This window comes from Colwellia sp. RE-S-Sl-9 (genome assembly GCF_048296855.1).
GTDB lineage: Bacteria > Pseudomonadota > Gammaproteobacteria > Enterobacterales > Alteromonadaceae > Pseudocolwellia.
In genome coordinates, this window is sequence record NZ_CP182631.1 from 1,954,577 (window position 1) to 1,981,247 (window position 26,671).

The window sequence follows — 26,671 nt, forward strand, 5'->3', positions numbered from 1 at the left end:
CTTGTTTATTTGTAACTAGCGTATGTTATTACACCTTAACTTTCTGAACGATGTTGCGTTCAATCAAGGTTATTTATATTTTTGCATCACTAATGTTGCATTAGTTCCGCCAAAACCAAAGCTATTCGACATAGCAAGGTTAATTTCAGCATCACGAGCTTCAGTAACAATATCTAAACCTTCAGCTTTTTCGTCTAATGTATTGACGTTAATTGAAGGAGCAACAAAGTTGTTTTCCATCATTAATAGAGTATAGATAGCTTCATGAACACCAGCTGCACCTAGTGCATGCCCTGTCATTGCTTTTGTTGCTGAAATAGCTGGAGAATCTTTACCAAATACTTCTTGAATAGCGCCAAGCTCTTTAACATCACCTACTGGTGTTGAAGTACCGTGGGTGTTTAAGTAATCTACTTTACCTTCTACGCCCTGCATTGCTTGTTGCATACAACGTATAGCGCCTTCACCACTTGGAGCTACCATATCGTAACCGTCTGATGTTGCACCGTAACCAACAATTTCAGCATAAATATGCGCGCCACGTGCTAATGCATGTTCAAGTTCTTCAACAACTAACATACCGCCGCCACCAGAAATAACAAAACCATCGCGGTCTGCATCGTAAGTACGAGAAGCCGTTTCAGGAGCATCGTTATATTTAGATGATAATGCGCCCATGCCGTCAAACATCATAGCTAATGACCAATGAACTTCTTCACCACCGCCAGCAAATACAATATCTTGTTTGCCTAGTTGAATAAGCTCAGCAGCATGACCAATACAATGAGAACTTGTTGCACAAGCTGAACTCATTGAATAGTTAACACCTAAAATTTTAAATGGTGTTGCTAAACAAGCTGAAACCGTACTCGACATTGTTTTAGGTACAGCATAAGGGCCAACACGTTTTACGCCTTTTTCACGTAAAACATCAGCACTTTTAACAACGTTTTCTGATGATGCACCACCAGAACCAGCTACGATACCTGTACGAAAGTTAGATACTTGCTCAGGTGTTAATTTTGCGTCGTCAATAGCTTGCTGCATAGCAATATAAGAATAACCTGCTGCATCACCCATAAAGCGCATAGCTTTACGATCAATATGTTCAGCAACGTTAATGGTTGGCATGCCCCAAACTTGGCTGCGTAAACCTACTTCAGCAAAACTCTCTGAACGAGAGATACCTGAACGCCCTGTTTTTAAAGACGCTAAAACTTCTTCGCTATTGTTGCCAATGCTTGACACAATGCCTAATCCAGTGATTACTACACGTTTCATTTATATAACCATTCAAAAATTTAAAAATTCGAGCATATCATACAGATAATTACCCGCCATCTGGTCTGCTCAGTGTACACCTGTACACTGATTTCTTCAATTCAATATCAATTACATTTTAAAAAAGATAAAATGTTGTTGAACTGTTCATTTACTAACATAAGATTTTATACCTAGTGAGCTCAAAAACTTCTCTTATATTTCAAGATAATGGCGCGCCTTACTCCACTCATTTTGACGACATTTATTTTGATAGTAAAACCGGTTGCGACCAAAGTAAAACCGTTTTTATACAAGCTAATAATATTGTAGAACGACTAAAAAATAATGATAGTTTATTTACTATTGCTGAAACCGGCTTCGGCACAGGATTAAATTTTTTATTAACGTTAGAAGCTTATAAAGAAAGCGTTTTATCTACTTATTCAGATGTTCTAAGCACTGAAAATAAAAAAACTGAAGAAAAAAACACACATAAACTTCATTTTATTAGTGTTGAAAAATTTCCATTAAGCAAAAACCAACTCACTCAGTCACTCCAGTTATTTCCTGATCTTGCTGAGTTTTACCAACCTTTTCTTGAGCAATATCCTGATGATATTGAAACAGTAACAAACAAGTTACTATCATTTAGCTTCTATGATGGAAGTGTATCTTTATCTCTTTATTTAGGTGACGCTACCGAAACTTATACAGCGTTAAAATCGCCAAAACAAGGCTTAGTAGACGCTTGGTATTTAGATGGTTTTTCACCAAGAAAAAATACAGAAATGTGGAGCCTTGAGTTATTTGAACAAGTTGCTCGCTTAGCCAAGGAACAATCGACATTATCTACTTTTACTATTGCTGGTTTTGTTAGACGCCAGCTAATAGATGTGGGGTTTCGATTACAAAAAATAGAAACGTCAGGACTCAAAAAAGAAGTATTACGCGCGGTTTACCAACAAACAAAATTGATAGGAAAAGGTTATCAATCACGCCCTCGCATTACTAAACCACAACACGTTGCTATTATAGGTGGTGGCATTGCTTCAGCATGTGCAGCTTATTATTTAACAACACAAGGTGTAAAAGTAACCTTATATTGTAAAGACAATACGGTTGCCCAAGGTGCATCAAGTAATGCTATAGGAGCACTGTTTCCTCTACTGCATCAGCAACGAGATGATATTAGCGAATTTTACGAAACCGCATATTGGCGTGCTCTACATTTATATCATTCATTATTAAAGCAAGGTTTTCATTTTTCACATCAATGGTGTGGATTATTAGAAATATCTTACAAAGACGCCCTTAAAAAACGCCAAACTTTATTTGAAGAAATACAAGCGTGGCCTAAAACACTCATTCATTCAGTTACTGCTGAACAAGCAAGTCAACTAAGTAACTTACCTTTACAGCATGGTGGTTTATTTATGCCATCAGCCGGTTGGATTGCCCCACAAGAGTTGGTATCAGCTTTACTAAATGCAGCTAAATCGACCAACAGGTTAAGAGTAGAAAATAGTATAAAAGTTGAGTCGTTAACACAAAAGGCGGATCAGTCATGGATACTCAATACTGATAAGGGTAGTGTTAAAAAACAGCTGAAAGAAAGTATTGTTATTGTATGCGGTGGCGCTGACTCTATTCACATGAACACCATTAACCAGCTACCTTTAACTTCAGTTAGAGGACAAATAACAAGTATGAAAACCGATAATAGTATTGGTAAACTTTCAACGGTTATTTGCCATAAAGGTTACTTAACCCCTGCACATAAAAATATTCATTGTATCGGCGCAACCTTTGATAAAAATAGCTTTGATATTACAGCAAATCAGCAAGGCGATGAATATAACCTCAGCATGTTAAACCAATGTTTACCTGAATTAACTAACTGGAGCATAAACGACGTAGCGTCAGCAAAAGCAAGGTTAAGATGTATGACACCAGATCACTTACCTATGGTAGGCGCCATGCCAAATATTGAAGCGCATACAGCAACTTATGCCCATTTACGTAAAGACAAGAATTGGAAGTTTTATCAGGCCGCTCCTACTATCAATAATTTATATGTGTTAACGGGCTTAGGTGCTAGAGGTTTATGTAGCGCACCACTTGCAGCTGAAATTTTAGCCGCAGATATTTGCGGAACACCTTACCCTATAGATAGTAAAATGTTATTTAATCTGTCACCGAATCGTTTTGTGATAAGAGATTTAATTAAACGAAAAATATAAGTCCATTAACTCGAAGAAATAAAAAAGCATCGGCAGTATTAAATACTATCGATGCTTTATTTTTTTTGCATGTATTGTATAAAAAATAAATGCTTACCAGTTTTCAACGCCTTTCATATCAGGTAGTTGATGTGCAATACCTTTGTGGCAATCAATACACGTTTTTTCACCTGAAGCTAGCGCGTCAGAATGCATTTTAACACTGCGATTTCCTTGCTCTGAAAAGTCCATGTATTCAAAGTTATGGCAGTTACGACACTCAAGCGAGTCGTTATCTTTCATGCGCTTCCATTCACGCTCTGCTAGTGCTCTACGGTGTTCTGTAAATTTCTCTCGTGTATCAATCATACCCGTTAACATACCCCATACTTCTTTACTGGCGGCAATTTTACGTACAATTTTATGTGTCCATTTTTTAGGAACATGACAATCTGGGCAAGTAGCACGAACACCCGAACGGTTAGCATAATGAATAGTTTCTTTGTACTCTTCGTATACGTTGTCTTCCATTTCATGACAACTGATACAAAACTCTTCAGTGTTAGTTATTTCTAAGGCGGTGTTAAATCCCCCCCAAAAAATGACACCACCTGCAAAACCAAGCGCTAAGATAACCCATAAAGCGGCACTACTTGGAGATTTCAAATACTGCCATATTTGTTTAAATTTTGATTGTTGAGACATATGACCTCCTACATTCCGTAATTAATTGTTGGTTAATGACTCAACGGGTTTAAAAGTATTTTCAACTAAAGGTCTAACGTCTGCTTGCGTAACATGACATTGAGAGCAAAAGTAACGACGAGGCGATACATCACTGAGTACCTTGCCATCACGAGTTTCAAAGTGAGTTAAACTTACTTTGGTTGCTCCTGTTTCTGCTGCATATTTCCAACCATGACATGTTAAACACTTGTTACTGTTTAAATCTATACGATACCCACGTGTTTGATGTGGAATAACAGGTGGTTGATGCACATAATTACGTGCTATTGGATTTTTGTCTTTTATCACACGTTTAAACGGATCTGCTTTACGTGTTTCGTCTAAGCTAGCTGCGCCTCTAATCGTATCTAAAGAACCTGTATTTACGGTTACTTTCTCCTGAGATAAAACAGCAAAAGAAAGACCTAGTATGGTGACGATAATTATTAATAATTTCATGTTTTCCTCCACCTTAATTGGTGTAAGTTTAATTTAAACCTTGCTAACTTTTACTGCACACTTTTTGTAATCCGTTTGTTTTGACAAAGGATCGGTGGCATCAAGGGTTAACTTATTTACAAGCTGCTTTGCATCAAACCAAGGCATAAAAACAAGCCCTTTTGGTGGTCTATTTCTTCCTCGCGTTTCAACACGCGATTTAACTTCTCCACGTCGAGATTCAATCAGTACTTGATCTCCTCGGCGTAAACCGCGTTCTTTCGCATCGTCTGGATGAATAAATAACACAGCATCAGGAAAGGCTTTATGTAATTCAGGTACACGATTTGTCATAGAACCTGAATGCCAATGCTCTAAAACACGCCCGGTACTTAACCAAAGATCAAACTCCTCATCTGGTGATTCAGCTGCAGGTTCATAAGGTAAGGCAAAAATAATCGCTTTTTTGTCAGACTTACCATAAAACTGAACTTCACTTCCTTTTTCTACATAAGGATCGTGCCCTTCTCTGTAACGCCATTTAGTTTCTTTACCATCAACAACAGGCCACCTTAAACCGCGCTCCTCATGGTAACGGTCAAAAGGAGCTAAATCATGTCCATGACCTCGACCAAATTCGGCATACTCTTCAAATAAGCCTTTTTGGATATAAAAACCAAATTCATCACCCTCAAAGTTTAAATCGCCTTTAGATTCACTCATCGGAAATTTATTCACATTGCCATTAGCATATAAAACATCAAATAATGTTTTTCCGCGTACTGATGGCATTTTTGCAATTAACTCTTCTGGCCATACTTCTTCCACTTTAAAGCGTTTTGAAAATTCAACTAATTGCCATAAGTCTGAGCGAGCATCGCCCGGTGCTTTAACTTGCTGATGCCAAAACTGAGTACGACGTTCCGCATTGCCGTAAGCGCCTTCTTTTTCAACCCACATAGCTGTAGGTAAAATTAAATCTGCCGCTTGTGCTGTAACCGTTGGGTAAGGATCAGAAACCACAATAAAGTTTTCAGGATTGCGGTAACCCGGAAATGCCTCTTCTGTTATATTGGCCGCCGCTTGCATATTGTTATTACACATTACCCAATACGCATTCAGCTTACCGTCTTTTAACATACGGTTTTGTAATACCGCATGGTAGCCAGGTTTAGGAGGAATAGTACCTTCGGGTAGTTTCCAAATTTTTTCCGCTATGGCTCTATGTTTAGGATTATTTACCACAAGATCAGCGGGTAATCTGTGTGAAAACGTTCCAACTTCTCGCGCTGTTCCACAAGCAGAAGGCTGCCCAGTTAAAGAAAACGGACTGTTACCCGGTTCAGATATTTTTCCTGTTAATAAATGGATGTTGTAAATTAAGTTATTTGCCCAAACACCTCGGGTATGTTGGTTAAATCCCATCGTCCAAAATGATGTAACTTTCACTTTAGGGTCAGCATATAGCTTAGCCATTTCAAGTAAATTAGCTTCAGGAACACCTGATATTTTAGACGTATATTCAACACTATATGTACTAACAAACTTAGCGTACTCTTCAAAGCTCATTGGCATTGAAGCACCACTGCCCGCATTTTTAGCTGACTTTTCTAAAGGATGAGTTGGGCGTAATCCATAACCGATATCAGTGACACCTTCACGAATGTTTACATGTTTCTTTAAAAACTCTTTATCAACAGCATCATTTTGAATAATGTAATTTGCAATAAAGTTTAAGATGGCTAGATCTGTTTGAGGTATGAACACCATACCGTTATCTGCAAGTTCAAAACTACGGTGCTTGTATGTTGATAATACATTGACTTTTACGTGTGGTGCGCTTAATCGACGATCTGTTAAACGTGACCATAAAATAGGATGCATTTCGGCCATATTTGAACCCCAAAGCACAAAAGCATCGGCATTCTCTAGATCATCGTAACATCCCATAGGCTCATCCATACCAAAGGTACGCATAAATCCACCTACTGCAGATGCCATACAGTGACGTGCATTTGGGTCAATATTATTGCTAAGAAAACCCGCTTTCATTAATTTTGACGCGGCATACCCTTCCCAAACAGTCCACTGACCAGAACCAAACATACCTACAGACGTTGGGCCTTTCTTTTTAATAGCCGCTTTAAATTTTTCAGCCATTACATCAAAAGCTTTATCCCAGCTTACTGGAGCAAAATCACCTTCTTTGTCGTATTTACCATTTGTCATTCTTAACAATGGCTGAGTTAGGCGATCTTTACCGTACATAATTTTTGATAAAAAATAGCCTTTAATACAGTTTAGGCCTTTATTCACTTCGGCTTCAGGATCACCTTGCGTAGCAACCACTTTGCCTTCTTGAGTTCCTACTAAAACGCTACAACCTGTTCCACAAAAACGACAGGGAGCTTTATCCCATTTGATTGTGGTATCTGACGATTTAGTCATAAGGTTTGATGCTGAACTTGGTATTGCCACACCGGCAGCAACAGCAGTTGCAGCAATAGCATTTGCTTTAATAAAGTCTCTTCTTGTTACTTTCATGATTTTACCTCTTGGTGTTGTGGCAATCCGGCATCGTTATGATGAAAAATTAAAGAAGAAGAAATAACACCATTCACTAATCCCATGTCTGTAATAATGTCTATTAATTTACTCTTTTTAGGATTAGTGATAACTTCCTCGATCGTAACAACCATGTTGCCGGTATTACCGGTTACATGTACCTCTGCTCCAGGAAACTGACCCAATTCCTTTGCAACAGCAGATACTTTAGAGGGATGAGCTACAAACATAACTCCTGCTATATTTACTGGAGTTTCTTCTAATAAATTGATCAAAATATTCGATCCTTATTTTTATTTGTATTTTCGCTTACACAAAAAATACAAGATAATTGTTTATTTTAGTGGTTTTGCACCGATAATTTTTAACGCCAGCATTGATACACCAGCCGTTGCAATAAAACCCATCAAGAAAATAATAGGCATAGATGAATAACCTAAAATATTCCAAATTAAAGATTCAAGAGCGCTCATAAGCTTCTCCAATTGTGTTTAAAAATTCATTTTTGGGTGATAATTCAATAGCCGTTTGTGGACATACAGCAACACATGCTCCACAGCCATTACAGCTATCTAAAGAAATTTGAGGTTGAGGAGTTGACTGATTAATATAAGTAAATGAAATAGCTTCGGTTTCACAGTTATCTTGACAACTTAGGCAATACACTTGTTTTTTTGCTAAACAATTAGCCTTAATTTCAATCGCTAAATCCCAAGGTTTTTCACTTTCAACTTGAGTAAAAATAGGCTCTTTACATGCTTCTACACATTTATTACAAAACGTGCACTCGCCTTTATTAAAGTCAATTTCAGGAAAACCACCATCTCCTTTTACAATAATTTTTTCTGGGCAAACATTTATACATTCCTCGCATTGAGTGCAATTATCTGTAAAAACTTTTTCATTAATAACATAAGGTAAGCGTATAGCTGGCTTACTGTTTTTTTTAGTTACATTAAAAAAATTTCGTCTGGCGAGATCAACCATTACACACCTAAAAGAATGACTTACGCATATCTACATGATTATAGATATTTAACTTTGGTACATAAGCTGAACAATACATTACTACCTTTAAAATAAAGTTGATTTAGGTCAACTTTGTTTAGCTTGTATAAAAAGATTCTTTTTATACAAAATTTAACAAACGAAAAGCTATTTTATATTTAAATACATAAACTCACTTATAAACATCATTTTGTTGACAATTAACCATACATATTTCAAGATTGAGTTAACAAAATTACAAAACATCAATTTAATCACTTCTACAAGAACCTATTTCGGAGCAACATTTTGAGAGTAATAACCACATTAATTCTAATAAGCATAATGTTTGGCTTTACCGCTAAAGCAGAGACCCCTCCGCGGGAAGTAGATTTCAATTTTAATTGGAAATTTACCCTAGTTGACTCCACTGAATTACCTGAGAAGTTACCCCTTAATGATAAGGAATGGCGTAACTTGCGCTTACCTCACGATTGGAGTGTTGAAGCATCTTTCTCTGAATCGTTAGAAGGCGCTACAGGATATTTACCAGGGGGAGTTGGCATATATCAAAAGCACTTTAAAACAACCGCTGATTTAGCTAACGAAAAAGTTTTTGTGATGTTTGATGGCGTATACAACAATGCCACTTTTTGGCTTAACGGTAAGAAGCTAGGTCATAACCCTTATGGTTATTCTCCTATTAACTTCGATTTAAGTGATAAATTAACGACTAACGGTAGCGACAATATATTAACCGTACATGTTGATCATTCACGTTATGGTGATAGCCGCTGGTATACCGGTAGCGGTATTTATAGAAATGTAAAACTCGTTACCGTCAACAAATTACATATTCCTATTTGGGGAACTTTTGTAACAACGCCTGAAGTATCAGCCGAACAAGCTAAAGTGAATATAAAAATCGATGTTGAGAACAAACACAGCTCAACAAATCGTTTTCAATTAACAACTCAAATCATTGATAATAAAGGTAACATTGTTGCTACAAGTACGAAAAAAGAGCGCTTAAAATCAAACAAAAAAGATACCTATACAGCCAAATTCACTATTGATAACCCTAAATTGTGGGATATTGATAAACCTAATATGTACTCTGCAGTAACAACATTATCTATTGAAGGTAAAAATGTAGATACCTACACAACTCCATTTGGTATTCGTAGCATTGCTTTTATTCCTAAGAAAGGCTTTTTTCTTAACGGAAAATCAACTTTAGTTAAAGGTGTTTCTTTACACCATGACGGCGGCTTAGTCGGTGCGGCAGTACCAAAAGAAGTATGGCGTAGACGCCTTGCCTCACTAAAAGATGCTGGATTGAATGCAATAAGAACAACGCATAACCCATTTTCTCAAGAATTTTTAGACTTATGTGATGAGATGGGCATATTAGTTCAAAACGAATTTTTTGATGAATTTGATTACGCTAAAGACAAACGTCTTAACTACCATGAACGCCACGATGACAATATTACCAAAGGTTACGTTGAACATTTTCAACAATGGGCAAAAAGCGACTTAACACGTACTATGCTTCGTGATCGAAATCACCCCAGTGTATTTATGTGGAGTATAGGTAATGAAATTGAATGGACTTATGTACATTACCGTTACGTTACTGGATTTTGGAGTGACTTAGATGATCCAATGAAAATGGATGGCAGCTTTTGGGGATCCGCTCCTAAATTTACACCCAAAGAGCTAAAGAAACGATACGATGAATCTACCAAAGGTGAGCATGTTCTTGCTGATACTGCTGTTAAGTTAAATAAATGGGTAAAAGAACTTGATACAACGCGCCCTACAACAGCTAACTTTATTTTACCCCAAGTAAGTCATGTAAGTGGATATGCTGATGCAGTAGATATCGCAGGATACAGTTACCGCAACAGTGTTATTCCTTGGGCACAAACTCACTTTCCTGACAAACAAGTGACTATTAATGAAAATCCAGGTAGTTGGGATGATTGGAAACAAGTACTGCAATTTCCTGGTGTATTTAGCCAATTTATGTGGACAGGTATTGACTACATGGGCGAAAGACACAAAAAATGGCCAGCTAAAAGTGGCTGGGGCGACATGCTTAATTTAGCTGGTTTTAAAGTGCAAGGTTGGAATTACTTTAAAAGTGTTTGGGTTAATGAACCACATATTTCATTAGGGACTTTACCTTTATCTGAATCAGGTTTTGAAGCTGAACCACTATCAGGATTGGCTGTAGCTAAAGATCAAGCAAGTTACAAATGGCGTAATTCTAATATGCATTGGAATTACAAGAAAGGCGAACCTGTACTTGTTGAAGTGACCTCAAATCACTCTATTGTTGAGCTACTACTCAACGGTGAATCACTTGGGTTCCGCAGTATGTCTGAATCGCCTGATAGAATTTTCCGCTGGGTTGTTCCATATCAATCAGGTGTGCTAACAGCAAGAGCCGGTTTTAAAGGCCAAGAAATTGCAGCCAAGCTTGAAACCGCAGGAAGAGCAGTAGGTTTTACTTTAACAGCAGATAAAACCACATTAACGGCAGATGGCTACGATTTAGCACATTTAGTGGTTCAGCTTATTGATTCAAAAGGCCGCCCAGTAAAAACCGATAATACTAAAGTCACTTTTAGTGTTGACGGTGATGCTAGATGGTTAGGTGTAGATTCTGGAGTTCCTGAGAATATACAAGACTTTCAATTAAAAAGCATAGTAACAGCTAAAGGACGAACTCTTGCTATCGTACAATCAAATACTGTAGCAAATAGAGTAACGATTACCGCTACAGCTAAAGGCTTTAAGCCACAATCAATTAGTTTAAACTTACAAAAGTAACTCATAGAAAACAGGTTGGTTTTATATAAAACCAACCTGTTTTCTCACTTATTTATATCCACTTCTAGATAACTTCTAAAAAAACACACATTTCCGACATATTGTTACTGCCCTTCGGCCGACTTTTCGCTATAATATCGCGCTCTTAATTTCATCTATTTTCATTTATATCTAACAATAGGTAATTTGCATGTCGGTACAACAGCAGGAAGTCGATTTACGTCGTACCTTCGCTATCATTTCTCATCCTGATGCGGGTAAAACAACCATTACTGAAAAAGTATTACTTTTTGGTCAAGCTTTACAAAAAGCGGGAACCGTAAAAGGTAAAAAATCAGGTCAACACGCAAAATCTGATTGGATGGAAATGGAAAAAGATCGTGGTATTTCAATTACTACCTCAGTAATGCAGTTTCCTTATAATAAATGTCTAGTTAATTTACTTGATACTCCCGGCCATGAAGATTTCTCGGAAGATACCTATAGAACATTAACCGCAGTAGACTCTTGCTTAATGGTAATTGATGTTGCAAAAGGTGTTGAAGCCCGAACCATTAAATTGATGGAAGTTACTCGCTTACGTGATACACCTATTATTACCTTCATGAACAAAATGGACCGCGATGTACGTGATCCTATGGAAGTTATGGATGAAGTTGAAGACGTATTAAAAATTAAGTGTGCGCCTATTACTTGGCCAATTGGCATGGGTAAAGAATTTAAGGGCGTGTACAACCTGTTAACTAACGAAACCTTTCTGTATCAAACGGGCCAAGGTCATACTATTCAAGAAAAACGAGTAATAAAAGGCTTAGATAACCCTGAACTTGATAAAGCAATTGGTAACTATGCTGATGATTTACGTGAAGAACTTGAACTTGTTCAGGGTGCATCGCACGAATTTAATTTAGAAGAATTTTTAAAAGGTGATCTAACCCCTGTATTTTTTGGTACAGCATTAGGTAACTTTGGTGTTGACCACATGCTAGATGGTTTAACCAAGTGGGCACCAAAACCCTTACCACGTTTAACGTCAACTCGTGAAGTTAAAGCTGAAGAAGATAAATTCTCAGGCTTTGTATTTAAAATACAAGCCAACATGGACCCTAAACATCGTGACCGTATTGCCTTCATGCGTATTTGCTCAGGTAAATATGAAAAAGGCATGAAAATGAGACAAGTACGTATTGGCAAAGATGTAAAAATTGCCGATGCGGTAACCTTTATGGCAGGTGACAGATCAAACGTTGAAGAAGCTTACGCAGGCGATATTATCGGTTTACATAACCACGGTAGTATTCAAATAGGTGATACCTTTACCGCTGGTGAAGACATGAAATTTAGCGGTATTCCAAACTTTGCACCTGAAATGTTCCGCCGTATTCGCTTACGTGATCCGCTTAAAATGAAACAACTTCAAAAAGGCTTAATACAGCTTTCTGAAGAAGGTGCTGTACAAGTATTTAGACCATTAAATTCAAACGACTTAATTGTAGGCGCTGTAGGTGTACTACAATTTGAGGTGGTTGTTCAACGTTTACGCACAGAGTACAAAGTTGAGGCTATATACGAGCCAATTAGTGTTGCAACAGCTCGTTGGTGTACATGTGATAACGAACGCACGTTAGAGCAGTTTAAAAAGAAAGCTTACGACAACTTAGCGTTAGATGGTGGCGATAACTTAACCTATATTGCTCCGACTATGGTTAACTTGAGTTTGGCGCAAGAGCGAGCGCCGGATATTGTATTCCATAAGACACGTGAACACTAAATTGGTGTTGTAGATAGTATTTTATCGGCATTATTTTATTATTTTTATTCGTCACTTAGTAAACTAAGCTCCTCATAAAAATAATAAAATGCTTTGATAAAAAACTATCTACTTAACCAAATAAAATTATTTACGAGCTGCGTTTTTTAGCAGTGATGGTTTTAAGTTTGTTTATATAAACAAAGATAAAACCGAACAACAATAACAGAGCTTATTAAAATGAATATTAAGAACTTACTTGCTGACATCGTTTCTACTGCAATGCTTTCTGCAGGTTTACCTGAAGGTACTAACCCTGCAATTAGTCTTTCAACTAAACCACAATTTGGTGATTACCAAGCAAATGGTGTAATGGGCGCAGCTAAAAAACTAAAAACTAATCCACGCGAATTAGCGACTCAAGTTGTAGCCGTGTTAGAGCCAGAATTAGTGGCGAAAGGTATTGCTGAAAAAATTGAATTAGCAGGCCCTGGCTTTATTAATATTCATTTAGATAAAAAATGGTTAAGTGAGCAATTAGTTAATAGTTCAAGTGATATAAATTTAGGTGTAACCCAACGTGGTTCACTACCTAACGAAAAAGCTCAAACCGTTGTTGTTGATTATTCAGCGCCAAACCTTGCTAAAGAAATGCACGTAGGCCATTTACGTTCAACCATTATTGGTGACGCGGTTGTACGAGCTTTAGAGTTTCGTGGCGACAAAGTTATTCGTCAAAACCACATGGGCGATTGGGGTACACAATTTGGTATGTTACTCGCTCATTTAAGTGACAAACTAGCCTCTGATGAAGTGGCTGAAACCGCTCTTGCCGATTTAGAAAACTTTTACCGTGAAGCAAAAGTAAGATTTGATAACGAAGATGGTTTTGCTGACAGAGCGCGCGACTACGTTGTTAAGCTGCAAGGTGGCGATGCTGATTGTGCTGTACTTTGGCAACAATTTATCGATATATCTATCGCACACAGTGAAGACATTTATAAAAAATTAAATGTAACCCTTACCCGTGACGACATTATGGGCGAAAGTGCTTACAACCCAGATCTTCCTAAAGTTATTGATGAGTTAATGGCTCAAAATATTGCTGTTGAAGATCAAGGCGCTAAAGTTGTATTTATTGATGAGATGGCAAATAAAGACGGCGAACCTTCTGTATTTATTGTTCAAAAATCAGGTGGTGGTTACTTATACGCAACAACTGATTTGTCAGCCTGTCGATACCGTAGCGGTGAATTAGCAGCAGATCGCATTATTATATTTACCGATGCTCGCCAAGCGCTTCACTTTAAACAAGTAGAAATTGTTGCACGCAAAGCAGGTTTTTTACCTGAGCATGTTGGTTATGATCATTGCCCGTTTGGTATGATGATGGGTGACGACGGAAAACCATTTAAAACCCGTACGGGCGGTACAATAAAACTAGCTGAATTACTTGATGAAGCCGTAGTACGCGCATCCGCTTTAATTAAAGAAAAGAATCCTGATTTTTCCGATGAGTTATTATCTGAAATTTCTGAAAAAGTAGGTATTGGCGCAGTTAAGTTTGCTGACTTATCAAAAAACAGAACCAGCGATTACATCTTTAACTGGAAAACCATGCTAAGTTTTGAAGGCGCTACAGCACCTTATTTACAATATGCGTATTCTCGTATTCAAAGTATATTTACTAAAGCTGGGATTTCAGCTGAACAATTAGATTACTCACAATTACAGCTTATAGAGTTACAAGAAAAAGCGTTAGCGATGAAATTATTACAACTTGAAGAAGTGATCGACTCAGTAATTTCTGAGTGTACACCTAACTTACTTTGTAATTATTTATATGAGTTAGCGAGTTTATACATGAGCTTTTACGAAGCTTGCCCTATTCTTAAAGACGATATCAGTGAAGAAGTGAAAAAATCTCGCTTAGCATTATGTGCTCTCGTCTCTAAAACCCTAAATAAAGGATTAGATATTTTAGGTATTGAAGTTATGGAAAGAATGTAGCAAATCACCTTATAAGGCGCTTCATGAAAATCTTGTTGATAGATACACAGCAACACGTATTAGATGTAATAAAACCAGCATTTAATACAAGTAAAGATGAAATTACTCATGTTACTAATTTAGCTATTTTGCAAAAACTACTACAACAAACAAAGTTTGATGTAGTAGTTACTCCCTCTTTACTTGGTAAAATAAATGGTGACGAATTACTAAGAACCTTAGCAAACAGCTTTCCGCATATGGTTCGTGTGCAAGTCATTAATCACGAACATAACACCACACAACATGCTCATTTTAATTTTACTCAACCACTTAATTTAGCTGCTATAAAAACTAAATTGAGTCAAAGTCAGCAACATAGTCAAGCCATTACCAAAGATCTGATTATTAAAGCAGTAGCAGGTATAAAAACATTACCTAGCCCGCCTAAAGTGTATATGCAATTAAACCATGCGTTAAAAGATGCTAAGACTGACTCACAAAAAATAGCCGAGATAATTCTTCAAGATCCAGGATTAACAGCTAAAGTATTACATTTTGCTAATAGCTCCTTAATGTCGAAAGGTAAAAATATTACCAGTATCAATGACGCTATTACTAAAATGGGTGTTGATACTCTTTGTTGTATAGTAATGACCGCAGAGTTATTTACTTATTCACCAGATATTCCCAATTTTTCATTAGAAAAAGAGCAATTACATAGCTTTGCTACTGCTAAATTAGCAGCCTCTATTGTGAAACCTGAATTAAAACAACAAGCTATGATAGCTGGGTTATTACACGCTATTGGTAAAGTCGTACTTTATGAAATAAAGCCTAATTTAACAGAAAAGTTTTTTCAACTTCGTAACCCAAAAGAAGATAACACTCCTCTTGAATTCAAAGTTTTTGGAACAGATCATTGTCATGTAGGCGGATACCTATTGCATACATGGAGCTTTTCTTATTCATTAATTGAAGCGGTTATTTTACACCGCAGTCCTGACAAATTATTAAAGTCGTCATTTGGTGTAGCGCAAGCCGTTTATTTAGCGAATACATTATTAAAAGAACGCGAACCTGATGCTGCTTTTATTAAACATTATAAAATGGAAGCTGTGCTAGATAAGATTAAACAAAGAGCAAATAAATTACGTTAAACACTAAAGGGAACGTTATGCTATTAACTGATAGCCACTGCCATATAGATTTTGATAACTTTACAAATGAGTTAATCTTACTTTTAGAGCAGTGCTATCTTCAAGGCATTCATCGAATAATTGTGCCATCTATTGCCCCTAAAAATTGGCAGAAAGTTTTAGAGCTATCAACATATAATAAATCAATCTCCTCGCCCTCTTGTTCAATCATTTCAAACAAAAATAATAATCAACAATCACACGCTAAATCATGTCAGCTATTTCCATGCTTGGGCATTCACCCATGGTTTTTAAATGATTTAGATGAAAGCGCGTTAGCACAACTTACTTCGCAAGTAGCGAAACATTCAGACAAGATAGTTGCGATTGGTGAAACCGGCATCGATAAAGTTATCGCACAAAATCATAATAACTTAGATAAACAAATAGCCTTTTTTGAGCATCAACTCTCGTTAAGTAACCAATATAACTTACCGATAATAGTGCATCATAGACGCTCTCACGACACTATTACCACACTATTAAAAAAACATCAGCCTAAAGCCGGTGGGGTAATTCATGCTTTTTCAGGCAGCTATCAAGAGGCGAAAAATTATATAGACTTAGGTTTTAAATTAGGAGTGGGTGGCACTATTACTTATGAGCGTGCTCAGAAAACAATTAAGGCGATTAAAAAGCTACCACTAGAAAGTTTATTATTAGAAACCGACGCACCAAGCATGCCATTACAAGGCCATCAGGGAGAAGACAATTCTCCCTTACGACTTATCAATATAGTAAAATGTTTAGCTGAAATAAGATCCGAAAGTGTCGATGAAATGGCTCAAGCCATTGAAAAAAACATTGATAATTTATTTTTCAGCAGAGAGTCTGAAACCTTGGCGACTAAAACGATTTAAACCTCGAGTAAGTAAAAAACCAATACACACTGCAATTATCATCATTAAACGTAACAGGGCGTGATTATCGTAACTCGTGGTATCTAAATCATCCGTAAAATAGTTTTTCTTCACGGTTATACGCATAAAACCAATAAGTTTATCTGTTCTAATCTCTTGGATAAAAGGAATATTCTCATCACTTTTATTACTTTTATTTAAGGTAATACCGTAAACATCTTTTATACTAGCGCTATTACGTGAAGACGCGATTGTTTTTCCGGTTTCATCATATATATGCGCATCATAAATCCACTTAGCGTCTGCTACACCATCGACATATTTTTGTAATTCGTCATTATTATCAATAAGCTGTAAAGACAAAACACCAGTAATAGCCTGCTCTAAATGTTGTTCCGCTAAAATATAAAAATGATCATGTATCGCTTTTTCAGAACGATAATTACTTGTTACCCATAAATTAAGTAAAACAATAATCAAAACAATCGCTATAGCTAATTGCATTAATTTATTATAAATAGATGATAATTTAGGGTATAAAGGCAGATTAGATGTTTCCATAATCCTCTATGATATTTGCTTTGCTATGGATACACTATAGAGGGTTCTTGGTGTATTTAAAATATCTATAGAACATCTTTTTAATGATGAGTACGATTAAGTTTAATTATTGCGTTATTAACTGCTGAATAATTAAACTTAATCGTATTCAAATATACAAATAAACTTACCTCAATCATAGTAGGCTTTAAAGTGACTAATAACGTACACAACTTTATTCTAGAAAAAATTAATACACTTCCACTTTCACAAGTAATATTACCCACTCAAGCGCCAGAGTTATTCCCTTTTAGTGTTGTTTTATCAACAAGTACCTTTACTATAGATTCGAACTGCCAATGTGAGGAGTCTCTTAAGGAAGATTCGCAACAAATAAATACAGTAACCAATGTAAATTCAAGAATTGAGCTTGTTGTATTCAGTGATATTTCTCTCGCCCTACTTTCACAACTTACACAAACTTGCGATATTTCATTAACGGCATTAACCGCTATTAACCATAGAAATAACCTAATAAGTTATCGCTTTGCTATCACAACAGCTGAGCTAAGCCTATCTAGACAAAAGCTGATTACTTTTGCTGAAAATAACAACATAGAAGCCGCTATTTTATTTAATGCGCCTAAGTTAAACGTTCCTGGCTTATTAGTAATGGACATGGATTCAACCACAATAAAAATTGAATGTATTGACGAAATAGCGACATTAGCTGGCGTAGGTGAACAAGTATCAGCCGTTACAGAACTAGCTATGCAAGGGAAATTAGACTTTTCTGAAAGCCTATATCAGCGTGTAGCAACTTTAGAAAATTCTTCAGAACAAATACTTGCCGACGTAGCTAAAAATATTCCGTTAATGGAAGGCTTAGAAACATTAATTGCTGAATTGAAAAAGCACCAATGGCGTGTAGCAATAGCCTCTGGTGGTTTTACTTATTTTGCAGATCACTTAAAAGACATGTTGTCATTAGATGCGGCTTACGCAAATACATTAGAAATTATTGATGGAAAACTTACCGGTAAAGTACTTGGAAATGTAGTCGACGCACAAGTGAAAGCTGATTGCTTATTAAAATTAAGTGACGAGTATAACATTCCTCATCAACAAACTGTTGCTATGGGTGATGGTGCTAACGATTTAGTTATGATGGAAGCAGCTAACTTAGGTGTAGCATTTCATGCTAAGTCAATCGTAAAAGCAAAAGCCGATACCGCAATTAATACATCTGGCTTAGACTGTATGATTCATTGGCTAGCATAAATAAATGAACAATTTAACACATTGATATTCCTTATCAATGTGTTAAATACTTACACTCCAAGCTTAACTCTTAACAGTGTTTCTTTCGTAATGTCTACAATTTGAACCACCCCTGAAACATTCCATATATTTTGCTCTATTTGCTTGCCTCTATGTATCGCATAAGAACTAATGTAACCCAGTTCAGGGCTTAAATATTCCATATCAGGTGCATCAGTTCTAGATAACTTTAATTGTAAACATAAAAAGTCACCTGTTTTTAAAGCATTTTTTATAAACATATCTTGTAATTTAATTGTACCTAAATCAGTAGATAGTTTTGTGATGACTGAGTTTTCAACAAGCTCTACACCCGGTTTTATTGCAACATACAATATAGTAGTAATAGGCGTATCTGAAGCATGCATCTTTTTAAGACTAATCATTAAATCGTTAGTTGCGTGTAGATGATTTAATAACGGGTATAAATTATATGTATTTTTTTTATCACTTATTTGGCGCATAAATGATAGTAACTTTCCGTTTGCTTGCCCACTAGCAATCGCTTCAATTTTATATCGGCTACCACTTGTTTGAACAATTAAGTTAGGAATATCAAGTACACTACTATAAATATTACGAAGCGGTTTAGCTAAACTTGGCACCATCAAAGCATATTCGTCAGGCGTTAATTTATCTTTGTTTTTATCTATTAGGGCTTTAAAAAAAGTTCTTCCAATATGTTTATGTTTTTCAACATAAACCCTAAGGTTAATGATTGTTTTTTTCTTATTAACTCTAACCACTTCATAAGGCAAAGCTTTTAAATCAAATGCCGAGGTAACTTTTTGTAATTCCGGAAAAGATAAATAAACAATGTCACCTTTATTTAGTGCTACATCATTTTCAAATTCTATTTTAAGACCTGAAGCCGAAAAATCGAGAGACTTTGCTGGCCATTTAAGGTTTTGGCATGTTACATCAACAGACGTTCTATATTTAAATCGGGCTTCTTGTCGGTGGTCTTTATAATGAATACCCAATTCTTCTATATAGATAGGCGCAATGGAGCGTTTATGACCAAATGCTTTAATTCGAGATGGCTCAATATTATCAAAATTGTATTCTCTGTATGTCTTGGTTAAATATTCATCGGTAATATCGTTAACAACCACTAAACAAGATAAGGCATCAATTTTTGCTAAGTTTTCATTACTTACAGGTAAGTTTAAATATTTATTTTTTGCAACAAGAGATTCAGACAAGGTAAAAAAGGAATTCGCTTTTTCTTTATTAATTCCTTTAATTGATAAAGTACTAATAGCAAAATGAGATTTATTAGCGGCAAAACCTAAAAATTGACTCATAAAGCTTGAATCAGCTTTTAACTGAATTTCATCAGCAGTATAAAAGTAGTATTTATCTTGGCTTTTATGGATAAAGCTATAAACCAAAAGATGATTACCCATAACAGCAACTTTCTTTAAGCGCTGAATTCGTTCAGCAGAGAGTAAAAAGTTAAGCGTAGAATGCTTATCTTCATCTTGCCAATATTGGAAAACATTCTGATTATTGGGGCAAGTTAGAGCATATTTAGGTAAAAAACCTTCCTCTTCTTTTCCAAGAAAAACAGGTAATTCATTCAGCTTAGGTAAAACATATTGTTCAAAGTTACGAGCTTGTAAGGCACTAATAGTATTGTCTAAATTAATTTTATAACGTCTTTTGTTACCTTGTATAAAACCTTCTAAAAACTGTTTAAAACCGTCTCTAAAATTTTCATTTGGGTAAACACGTTTCACACCAACAAGCTGAATATTATCAATTAATTGTATATTCTTTACTTCATATTCAAAAACATCATTTGAGCCAAACTCAAATTCTTCTTCTAAGCCTAAAAAGCGTATGGCAATTATTTTACCTGTGATAAGTTTTTCAATGCTAGGGATCCTAAACTTACAACCATTAACGCTAATATCAGAGCTATTACACTTAATTGCTTTACCATCTAAAGTAACTGATAGCACAATTGAGAAGTTCATTCTTTCTTCTTTGCGATTCAAATAATCGCCGAATTTAAATAATTGTGCAGGGTATTGTGTTTTTTCAAACACTTTTTGAGCAGGCTTTTTATTAATTTGAAGGGCTTTAATACCCGCTTTCTCTTTTTGGTATATAACTCTAAAATTATTTTCTGTATTGGTTACCGCTTCATAAACACCAAATGTATACTTTCCATAAAATGCTAGGTTTTCTTCAAAAACTTTAATGGCAATATCATCTAAAAAATGAGATCGACCTTCGTTTTCATAGACTTTACACTCACCATCAACATGACCTCGTAAATCAACTAATCGAGTACATGGGCCAGCCAAACGTTTTAATTCCATTTTTAAGAGGAAACGTTCAGTTTTTGGAAGATGAGATACTTTCGCAGTAAATTTAGTCTCAAAATCCTTATTTAGAACTTGACCACGAAACTCATCAATTATTTTTTGGTACTTAGCAAGATTATTAGTCATTCAAGTTTGTATATCAGTTAAAAAGAGGTAACAATTCAGTATATTTAGTCATATACAAAATACTCATGTAATTGTATATCACAAAACAATTATCAAAACACAGCAATTTTCATGCCTCTAGAAGATTAAAATCATTAACTGTTAATGTTTTTGCTCAAGCGCTTGTTTGCTGGGCTTAAAAAAACTTATAGCATTATTAATTATTACTCCTAAGGTTTGTCATAAATTTGACCTTTTTTGATAAATTTAATATTGCATACATTATTTATACGATAAAAATTTATAACAATATAAATCACTTATCAAACAATACGTTTAAAAATAGGTAAAACCATATGGCAAAACCGTCAAAAATTGAATTTGTGTGTACCGATTGCGGAATGAATCATCCTCGTTGGCAAGGTCAATGTAAGTGTGGAGCATGGAATACACTCACCGAAATGAAACTTCCCACAAGTCAGGTTAAAAAAGCGACTGGCAATAGCGGCGGTTATGCCGGTGGTATAGGTGGCGGTTCAAAAAAAATAAATGAAATAGACTCTGTTGAAGCTGAAAAACAACTTACGGGTATAGGAGAACTTGATCGAGTGTTATGTGGTGGTGTTACTACTGGCTCTGTCAATATTATATCAGGCGACCCCGGCGCAGGAAAAACCACACTACTTTCAGATTTAGTTGCTCGCATGTCTGAAACAACCGCTTCCCTTTACTGTACGGCTGAAGAATCACTTTCTCAGTTTAAAAATAGAGTAAATCGTTTAAAGTTGAATTATAACGAAGATAACCTTTACTTGCTGTCTGAAACAAGTGTTGAATCAATTATTGCAGAACTTGATTCAAAAAAAATAAAGTTTGCTGTTATCGACTCCATTCAAGCGGTAGTTACCGATAACGCCAATGGTAGCCCAGGTTCACCTTCTCAAGTAAAAGGTGCTGCGCAATTACTTACCCAATATTGTAAGCAAAATAATGTCACCATGTTTCTTATCGCTCATGTAAATAAAAACAATGAAATTGCAGGCCCGCAAACCTTAGTTCATATTGTTGATGCGTTATTACATATTGATACCAACGACGGCCAAATACGTACACTCAGAGCCAACAAAAACCGTTTTGGTGATATAGACACTGTAGGTATTTTTAGAATGTGTGAAAAAGGTATGCTCAGTGTTGATAACCCTAGCGAGATTTTTCTCTCAGGATCTACTACCGAATCACCCGGCTCGGCAATTACCTGCATTAGAAAAGGTAACCGAAATATTTTATTAGAAATACAATGTTTAACGACAGAAACTGAAGCAGAGTTTCCGCAAAGAGTATGCGTAGGATTAAACATGAACCGTATAAAAATGCTCACGGGGATATTACGTAAACATACAAAAACAAAGATTTTTCATGATACCTTTTTTAATATCGTGGGTGGTTTAAAAATAGATGAATCTGAAACCTGTATTGATCTTGCGCTAGTTACCGCACTACTGAGCAGTTTAAATGATTTTATTATCCCGCGCACAACTTGCATTATGGGTGAGCTAAGTCTAAACGGTGATGTACGCCCTATTGATAGCGGCGTTCCTCGCGTAAAAGAAGCCGCCCAACATGGTTTTTCTCAAATAATTATTCCGTTTAGAAATTATCATAAGTCTATGGAAGGTTTAGGAGCGACCATTTCTGCAGTTAAAACCATTCATGAGTTACTCGCGATAATTAAATAATCACTTATTTGTAGACCCAAGGTCAAAAAAGGCTACTTAACAGTAGCCTTTCAACTTATCACTTAATATTAAACCTATTACTCAGGTTCATAATCTAAGTTAGCCGATAACCAACGCTCAGCTTGCGGCATAGTCATCTCTTTTCTTATAGCGTAATCCTCTACTTGGTCTTTCGCTACTTTAGCTACAGCAAAGTACTTAGCTTCTGGGTGAGCAAAATACCAGCCACTTACGGCAGCACCTGGCCACATTGCGTAGCTAGACGTTAACTCCATACCAATGTTATTTTCAACATCAAGTAACTTCCACAACAAGCCTTTTTCAGTATGTTCAGGGCATGCTGGGTAACCAGGAGCAGGACGAATACCTTGATATTTTTCACGAATTAAATCATCGTTTTCTAGATTTTCGTCTTTAGCATAACCCCAGTATTCTTTACGGATTTTTTCATGTAAATATTCTGCGGTCGCTTCTGCTAATCTATCGGCTACAGCTTTAGCCATTATGCTATTGTAATCGTCATGATTCGCATCAAAGGCTTTTACAATTTCTTCAACGCCAAAACCTGCTGATACAGCAAAGGCACCAACATAATCTTTAATGCCTGACGCTTCATCTGCAACATAATCAGATAAACAGCGGTTAAACTGCCCTGCGGGTTTTTTACTTTGTTGACGTAATTGATGTAAGCGTTCTAATTTAGTGGTTCTGGTATCATCAGTAAAAAGGATCAAATCATCATTTTCACGATGAGCAGGAAATAAACCAAATACCGCTTTACCTTTTAGTTTTCCATTACCTATCACATCATCCAACAAGGCATTTGCATCATCAAACAACTTAGTTGCTTCTTCACCTACCACTTCATGTTTAAGGATCAATGGGTATTTACCCGATAGTTGCCAAGTCATAAAGAATGGCGTCCAATCGATGTACTTTCTCACAATCGATAAATCAATATCATCTAATACTGTTACGCCTAACTTTTTAGGTGTCGTTGGCGTGTAATCATCAAAACTTATTGGAACAGCATTTTTACGAGCATCTTGTAATGAAATGAGCGTAGAACGAGGACCTTTTTTATAATGACGTTCTCTTACACGTACATATTCTTCTTTTTGACGCTCCATAAATGCTGGGCGAAGTTCATCAGACAACAAGGCACTTACTACAGAAACCGAGCGCGATGCATTAGGCACATAAACAACAGGATGATCATATTGAGGTTCAATTTTAACCGCTGTATGTGCTTTAGATGTTGTTGCACCACCTATTAACAGAGGTAAATTAAAATCTAGTCGCTTCATTTCTTTAGCAACATGTACCATTTCATCAAGTGATGGCGTAATAAGACCTGACAAACCAATAATGTCGCACTTTTCTTCTTTTGCTACTTGAAGAATTTTCTCTGTTGAAACCATAACGCCAAGGTCAACAATATCGTAGTTATTACATTGTAAAACTACGCCTACAATATTTTTACCTATATCATGTACGTCGCCTTTTACCGTTGCTAATAGCACTTTACCATTAGACTTAACTTCGGTTTTTTCGGCTTCAATAAACGGATTTAAGTGAGCTACAGCCTGCTTCATTACACGCGCAGATTTAACCACTTGCGGTAAAAACATTTCACCGGCACCAAATAAATCACCAACTACGTTCATGCCGTCCATTAACGGACCTTCAATGACATCTAGTGGGCGAGCTGCAATTAAACGCGCCGCTTCGGTATCTTCAATAATAAATTCGTTAATACCTTTAACCAACGAATGTTCTAAACGTTTATTTATAGGCAATTCGCGCCATGTTAAATCAGCTTTATTATTCGCTTTGCCGCCTTGCCCTCGATAACCTTCAGCTAAATCTAATAAGCGCTCAGTAGCTCCGTCATCACTGTTCTGAATAACGTCTTCAACAGCTTTTAATAAATCTTTCGGGATATCTGAATAAATAGCTAACTGACCCGCATTTACAATTCCCATGTCCATACCATTTTTAATGGCGTGATATAAAAATACGGCATGAATCGCTTCACGTACTGGGTTATTACCACGAAATGAAAATGAAACGTTCGATACACCACCTGAAATCATGGCGTACGGTAGGTTGTCTTTAATATCTTTTACGGCTTCAATAAAATCAACGGCATAATTGTTATGTTCTTCAATACCGGTAGCTACAGCAAAAATATTAGGATCAAAAATGATATCTTCTGCTGGGAAGCCAATCTCATCGACTAATATATGGTAAGCACGATGACAAATTTCGTATTTACGCTCACGAGTATCTGCTTGACCTACTTCATCAAAAGCCATAACAATAACGGCTGCGCCATAACGACGTAACAATTCAGCTTGTTTGCGGAAGATATCTTCTCCCTCTTTCATACTGATAGAGTTAACAATACCTTTACCTTGAATACATTTTAAGCCTTCTTCTATGATGTCCCACTTAGAGGAATCGATCATAATTGGTACTTTGGCGATATCGGGCTCACCGGCAATTAAATTCAAAAAGCGAACCATCGCGGATTTTGAATCCAACATGCCTTCATCCATGTTGATATCGATGATTTGCGCGCCGTTTTCTACTTGTTGTAGAGCTACTGCGATAGCTTCATCAAACTTCGCTTCAGTAATTAAACGTTTAAATACAGCAGAACCGGTAACGTTAGTTCGTTCACCTACGTTAACAAATAGGCTATCACCATTAATCGTTAAGGCTTCTAATCCAGATAAGCGGCAAGCGACTTCGCGTGGCTTAATTTCGCGAGGTGTTATACCCGCAACTGAATCAGCCATACCTTTAATATGTTCAGGTGTTGTACCACAACAACCACCAATAATATTTAAAAAGCCAGATTCAGCCCATTCACTTACGTGTGAATTCATGTCCTCTACTGTGAAGTCGTATTCACCAAATGCATTAGGTAAACCCGCATTAGGGTGAGCAGATACAGCAGTGTCTGATATACGACTTAATTCTTGTACGTATTCACGTAATTCAACCGGCCCTAAAGCACAGTTCAAACCAAATGATATAGGTTTAGCGTGACGTAAAGAGTTATAAAATGCTTCAGTTGTTTGCCCTGATAATGTACGACCTGATGCATCGGTAATCGTACCGGAGATCATTACGGGGTATCGCACACCGAGCTCTTCAAATACACATTCAACCGCAAATATTGCGGCTTTGGCATTTAACGTATCAAATATAGTTTCAATCAAGATCAGATCTGAACCACCTTCAATTAATGCTTTAGTTGATTCAATATAGGCGTCTTTTAATTCGTCAAAAGTTACATTTCGAAAAGCAGGATCATTTACATCAGGAGATATTGAACAAGTACGGTTTGTTGGCCCTAAAACACCAGCAACAAAACGTGGTTTCTCTGGGTTTTTAGCCGTAAACTCATCAGCTGCTTGGCGAGCAATTTGTGCAGCAACCAAGTTAATTTCAGCGCTGTACTCTTGCATATCGTAATCAGCCATAGCAATAGTTGTGGCATTAAACGTATTGGTTTCGAGTATGTCTGCGCCAGCAGCTAAATATTCGGTATGTATTGCTTTAATAATATCGGGCTGAGTAAGCACCAACATATCATTATTGCCTTTTACATCAGAATGCCAATCGGCAAAACGATCACCTCGATAGTCTTGTTCTTCAAACTTGTATGCTTGGATCATAGTTCCCATAGCACCATCAAGTATTAAAATATTTTTACGAAGTTGTTGTTCAAATGTTTCAAAACTGGCTGACTTTTGCATCATTTTTTCCGATAAAAGGTCGTTAAT

Annotated in this window: 18 protein-coding genes; 8 read left to right on the plus strand and 10 right to left on the minus strand. The window is 36.4% G+C overall.

Annotation, left to right across the window (positions count from 1 at the left end; translation table 11 throughout):
* Nucleotides 1–69: 69 nt before the first annotated feature.
* Nucleotides 70–1,281 carry a beta-ketoacyl-ACP synthase I gene (gene fabB, locus ACM9HF_RS08335; protein ID WP_077339572.1) on the minus strand — a complete coding sequence of 404 codons (1,212 nt, stop codon included), beginning with the start codon at nt 1,279–1,281 and terminating at the stop codon, nt 70–72.
* A 176-nt stretch (nt 1,282–1,457) separates the two neighbouring features.
* On the opposite strand from fabB, the gene mnmC reads away from it, so the two are divergent.
* Nucleotides 1,458–3,503: a bifunctional tRNA (5-methylaminomethyl-2-thiouridine)(34)-methyltransferase MnmC2/FAD-dependent 5-carboxymethylaminomethyl-2-thiouridine(34) oxidoreductase MnmC1 gene (gene mnmC / locus ACM9HF_RS08340; RefSeq protein ID WP_473617215.1), complete on the plus strand. Its 2,046-nt coding sequence runs from the start codon at nt 1,458–1,460 to the stop codon at nt 3,501–3,503.
* Nucleotides 3,504–3,596: 93 nt separating this feature from the next.
* On the opposite strand, the gene ACM9HF_RS08345 is transcribed toward mnmC, so the two are convergent.
* The 6 genes from ACM9HF_RS08345 to napF are packed head-to-tail and all read right to left on the minus strand — an operon-like array spanning nt 3,597 to nt 8,198.
* On the minus strand, nt 3,597–4,187 hold the full coding sequence (locus ACM9HF_RS08345; RefSeq protein WP_077339570.1) for a NapC/NirT family cytochrome c: 591 nt from the start codon (nt 4,185–4,187) through the stop codon (nt 3,597–3,599).
* A gap of 21 nt (nt 4,188–4,208) precedes the next feature.
* The gene (locus ACM9HF_RS08350; RefSeq protein ID WP_077339569.1) at nt 4,209–4,667 is read right to left on the minus strand and encodes a nitrate reductase cytochrome c-type subunit; all 459 of its coding nucleotides are present in this window, start codon (nt 4,665–4,667) and stop codon (nt 4,209–4,211) included.
* Nucleotides 4,668–4,700: 33 nt separating this feature from the next.
* On the minus strand, nt 4,701–7,190 hold the full coding sequence (napA, locus tag ACM9HF_RS08355) for a nitrate reductase catalytic subunit NapA (RefSeq protein WP_473617223.1): 2,490 nt from the start codon (nt 7,188–7,190) through the stop codon (nt 4,701–4,703).
* Nucleotides 7,187–7,486 carry a chaperone NapD gene (locus ACM9HF_RS08360; protein WP_076420502.1) on the minus strand — a complete coding sequence of 100 codons (300 nt, stop codon included), beginning with the start codon at nt 7,484–7,486 and terminating at the stop codon, nt 7,187–7,189. The genes napA and ACM9HF_RS08360 overlap by 4 nt, the downstream gene beginning before the upstream one ends.
* Nucleotides 7,487–7,546: 60 nt before the next feature.
* The gene (locus ACM9HF_RS08365; protein ID WP_473617229.1) at nt 7,547–7,684 is read right to left on the minus strand and encodes a TIGR02808 family protein; all 138 of its coding nucleotides are present in this window, start codon (nt 7,682–7,684) and stop codon (nt 7,547–7,549) included.
* The gene (gene napF / locus ACM9HF_RS08370) at nt 7,671–8,198 is read right to left on the minus strand and encodes a ferredoxin-type protein NapF (protein ID WP_473617232.1); all 528 of its coding nucleotides are present in this window, start codon (nt 8,196–8,198) and stop codon (nt 7,671–7,673) included. Before napF ends, ACM9HF_RS08365 begins: the two co-directional genes overlap by 14 nt.
* Nucleotides 8,199–8,507: 309 nt before the next feature.
* On the opposite strand from napF, the gene ACM9HF_RS08375 reads away from it, so the two are divergent.
* The 5 genes from ACM9HF_RS08375 to ACM9HF_RS08395 all read left to right on the plus strand — a co-directional run bounded on the left by ACM9HF_RS08375 (nt 8,508) and on the right by ACM9HF_RS08395 (nt 16,837).
* Nucleotides 8,508–11,039, plus strand: a complete 2,532-nt coding sequence (locus tag ACM9HF_RS08375) for a glycoside hydrolase family 2 TIM barrel-domain containing protein (RefSeq protein WP_473617235.1) — start codon at nt 8,508–8,510, stop codon at nt 11,037–11,039.
* Between the two features lie 190 nt (nt 11,040–11,229).
* Nucleotides 11,230–12,810 carry a peptide chain release factor 3 gene (prfC, locus tag ACM9HF_RS08380; RefSeq protein WP_473617238.1) on the plus strand — a complete coding sequence of 527 codons (1,581 nt, stop codon included), beginning with the start codon at nt 11,230–11,232 and terminating at the stop codon, nt 12,808–12,810.
* 219 nt (nt 12,811–13,029) lie between these two features.
* Nucleotides 13,030–14,799: an arginine--tRNA ligase gene (gene argS / locus ACM9HF_RS08385; protein WP_473617241.1), complete on the plus strand. Its 1,770-nt coding sequence runs from the start codon at nt 13,030–13,032 to the stop codon at nt 14,797–14,799.
* Nucleotides 14,800–14,822: 23 nt separating this feature from the next.
* Nucleotides 14,823–15,938, plus strand: coding sequence for an HDOD domain-containing protein (locus ACM9HF_RS08390; RefSeq protein ID WP_473617245.1), 1,116 nt, complete (start codon nt 14,823–14,825; stop codon nt 15,936–15,938).
* A gap of 17 nt (nt 15,939–15,955) precedes the next feature.
* A complete protein-coding gene (locus ACM9HF_RS08395) occupies nt 15,956–16,837 on the plus strand; it encodes a TatD family hydrolase (protein WP_473617249.1) in 882 nt (293 codons plus the stop codon).
* Here the strand turns inward: ACM9HF_RS08395 and ACM9HF_RS08400 are convergent.
* Nucleotides 16,790–17,398, minus strand: a complete 609-nt coding sequence (locus tag ACM9HF_RS08400) for an AhpA/YtjB family protein (protein WP_473617253.1) — start codon at nt 17,396–17,398, stop codon at nt 16,790–16,792. The two genes, ACM9HF_RS08395 and ACM9HF_RS08400, sit on opposite strands and share 48 nt — an antisense overlap.
* Nucleotides 17,399–17,590: 192 nt before the next feature.
* Here ACM9HF_RS08400 and serB point away from each other — a divergent pair, with 192 nt between their 5' ends.
* Complete coding sequence (serB, locus tag ACM9HF_RS08405) at nt 17,591–18,658, plus strand: phosphoserine phosphatase SerB (protein ID WP_473617257.1); 1,068 nt, start codon at nt 17,591–17,593, stop codon at nt 18,656–18,658.
* A gap of 50 nt (nt 18,659–18,708) precedes the next feature.
* On the opposite strand, the gene ACM9HF_RS08410 is transcribed toward serB, so the two are convergent.
* Nucleotides 18,709–21,159, minus strand: a complete 2,451-nt coding sequence (locus ACM9HF_RS08410) for a PilZ domain-containing protein (protein WP_473617260.1) — start codon at nt 21,157–21,159, stop codon at nt 18,709–18,711.
* Between the two features lie 335 nt (nt 21,160–21,494).
* Between ACM9HF_RS08410 and radA the strand changes: the two genes are divergently transcribed.
* Nucleotides 21,495–22,874, plus strand: a complete 1,380-nt coding sequence (radA, locus tag ACM9HF_RS08415) for a DNA repair protein RadA (RefSeq protein WP_473617264.1) — start codon at nt 21,495–21,497, stop codon at nt 22,872–22,874.
* 77 nt (nt 22,875–22,951) lie between these two features.
* Here the strand turns inward: radA and metH are convergent, their stop codons facing one another.
* Entirely contained in the window at nt 22,952–26,644 is a 3,693-nt protein-coding gene (gene metH, locus ACM9HF_RS08420) for a methionine synthase (protein ID WP_473618274.1), read from the minus strand.
* Nucleotides 26,645–26,671 lie beyond the last annotated feature (27 nt).

Excerpts from the sequence above, each read along its gene's own strand:
- fabB (WP_077339572.1), bottom strand. The coding sequence starts at position 1,281 with ATGAAACGTGTAGTAATCACTGGATTAGGCATTGTGTCAAGCATTGGC.
- ACM9HF_RS08345 (WP_077339570.1), bottom strand. The coding sequence starts at position 4,187 with ATGTCTCAACAATCAAAATTTAAACAAATATGGCAGTATTTGAAATCT.
- ACM9HF_RS08350 (WP_077339569.1), bottom strand. The coding sequence starts at position 4,667 with ATGAAATTATTAATAATTATCGTCACCATACTAGGTCTTTCTTTTGCT.
- napA (WP_473617223.1), bottom strand. The coding sequence starts at position 7,190 with ATGAAAGTAACAAGAAGAGACTTTATTAAAGCAAATGCTATTGCTGCA.
- ACM9HF_RS08365 (WP_473617229.1), bottom strand. The coding sequence starts at position 7,684 with ATGAGCGCTCTTGAATCTTTAATTTGGAATATTTTAGGTTATTCATCT.
- napF (WP_473617232.1), bottom strand. The coding sequence starts at position 8,198 with ATGGTTGATCTCGCCAGACGAAATTTTTTTAATGTAACTAAAAAAAAC.
- prfC (WP_473617238.1), top strand. The coding sequence starts at position 11,230 with ATGTCGGTACAACAGCAGGAAGTCGATTTACGTCGTACCTTCGCTATC.
- argS (WP_473617241.1), top strand. The coding sequence starts at position 13,030 with ATGAATATTAAGAACTTACTTGCTGACATCGTTTCTACTGCAATGCTT.
- ACM9HF_RS08390 (WP_473617245.1), top strand. The coding sequence starts at position 14,823 with ATGAAAATCTTGTTGATAGATACACAGCAACACGTATTAGATGTAATA.
- ACM9HF_RS08395 (WP_473617249.1), top strand. The coding sequence starts at position 15,956 with ATGCTATTAACTGATAGCCACTGCCATATAGATTTTGATAACTTTACA.
- ACM9HF_RS08400 (WP_473617253.1), bottom strand. The coding sequence starts at position 17,398 with ATGGAAACATCTAATCTGCCTTTATACCCTAAATTATCATCTATTTAT.
- ACM9HF_RS08410 (WP_473617260.1), bottom strand. The coding sequence starts at position 21,159 with ATGACTAATAATCTTGCTAAGTACCAAAAAATAATTGATGAGTTTCGT.
- radA (WP_473617264.1), top strand. The coding sequence starts at position 21,495 with ATGGCAAAACCGTCAAAAATTGAATTTGTGTGTACCGATTGCGGAATG.
- metH (WP_473618274.1), bottom strand. The coding sequence starts at position 26,644 with ATGCAAAAGTCAGCCAGTTTTGAAACATTTGAACAACAACTTCGTAAA.